The sequence below is a fragment of the Novosphingobium mangrovisedimenti genome, assembly GCF_025153475.1.
GTDB lineage: Bacteria > Pseudomonadota > Alphaproteobacteria > Sphingomonadales > Sphingomonadaceae > Novosphingobium > Novosphingobium mangrovi_A.
On sequence record NZ_JANZXA010000048.1, the window covers coordinates 1 to 1,512 of the forward strand.

A 1,512-nucleotide genomic window follows, 5' to 3' on the forward strand; every position below is an offset into this window, starting at 1 on the left:
TTCGCCAGTTAATAGTTTGCGCAACGTTGTTGCCATTGCTACAGGCATCGTGGTGTCACGCTCGTCGTTTGGTATGGCTTCATTCAGCTCCGGTTCCCAACGATCAAGGCGAGTTACATGATCCCCCATGTTGTGCAAAAAAGCGGTTAGCTCCTTCGGTCCTCCGATCGTTGTCAGAAGTAAGTTGGCCGCAGTGTTATCACTCATGGTTATGGCAGCACTGCATAATTCTCTTACTGTCATGCCATCCGTAAGATGCTTTTCTGTGACTGGTGAGTACTCAACCAAGTCATTCTGAGAATAGTGTATGCGGCGACCGAGTTGCTCTTGCCCGGCGTCAATACGGGATAATACCGCGCCACATAGCAGAACTTTAAAAGTGCTCATCATTGGAAAACGTTCTTCGGGGCGAAAACTCTCAAGGATCTTACCGCTGTTGAGATCCAGTTCGATGTAACCCACTCGTGCACCCAACTGATCTTCAGCATCTTTTACTTTCACCAGCGTTTCTGGGTGAGCAAAAACAGGAAGGCAAAATGCCGCAAAAAAGGGAATAAGGGCGACACGGAAATGTTGAATACTCATACTCTTCCTTTTTCAATATTATTGAAGCATTTATCAGGGTTATTGTCTCATGAGCGGATACATATTTGAATGTATTTAGAAAAATAAACAAATAGGGGTTCCGCGCACATTTCCCCGAAAAGTGCCACCTGACGTCTAAGAAACCATTATTATCATGACATTAACCTATAAAAATAGGCGTATCACGAGGCCCTTTCGTCTCGCGCGTTTCGGTGATGACGGTGAAAACCTCTGACACATGCAGCTCCCGGAGACGGTCACAGCTTGTCTGTAAGCGGATGCCGGGAGCAGACAAGCCCGTCAGGGCGCGTCAGCGGGTGTTGGCGGGTGTCGGGGCTGGCTTAACTATGCGGCATCAGAGCAGATTGTACTGAGAGTGCACCATATGCGGTGTGAAATACCGCACAGATGCGTAAGGAGAAAATACCGCATCAGGCGCCATTCGCCATTCAGGCTGCGCAACTGTTGGGAAGGGCGATCGGTGCGGGCCTCTTCGCTATTACGCCAGCTGGCGAAAGGGGGATGTGCTGCAAGGCGATTAAGTTGGGTAACGCCAGGGTTTTCCCAGTCACGACGTTGTAAAACGACGGCCAGTGAATTCGAGCTCGGTACCCGGGGATCCTCTAGAGATTCCCAAGCTTTCAGAGCAGGTGGACCTTCTTGTACAGCACCTTGGACGGCCCGCCGACCAGGCCGACGCTGTCGAGGAAACTCATGAGCTTCGAACCCGACGTGCGGATCTTGTCGTGGTGGTGCTTGTTGGTGCGCGCGACCTCGAGTGCGCGCTCCTTGTCGAGACCGGCGTTCACGTACACGTCGGGGTGAATCATGCTCTTCATGACGAAGTAGACGGTTGCGGCGGTGCTGACGCGCTCGAAGGCGCGGCGGGGACGGGAAGCGCCCTGCTGGCGGCGTGTGACCTCTTCA

At 52.3% G+C, this 1,512-nt stretch carries 2 protein-coding genes and 1 pseudogene; all 3 read right to left on the reverse strand.

What is annotated here, in order from left to right:
- A partial coding sequence (bla, locus tag NZK81_RS21375; protein WP_260047979.1) for a class A beta-lactamase occupies positions 1–585 on the reverse strand: 585 nt, incomplete at its 3' end.
- A gap of 435 nt (positions 586–1,020) precedes the next feature.
- Positions 1,021–1,230: pseudogene (locus NZK81_RS21380) on the reverse strand (hypothetical protein); the annotation flags it as partial.
- The coding region (locus NZK81_RS21385; protein WP_260047980.1) for a diiron oxygenase at positions 1,227–1,512 on the reverse strand (286 nt) is incomplete at its 5' end. The gene NZK81_RS21385 and the pseudogene NZK81_RS21380, both read right to left, overlap by 4 nt.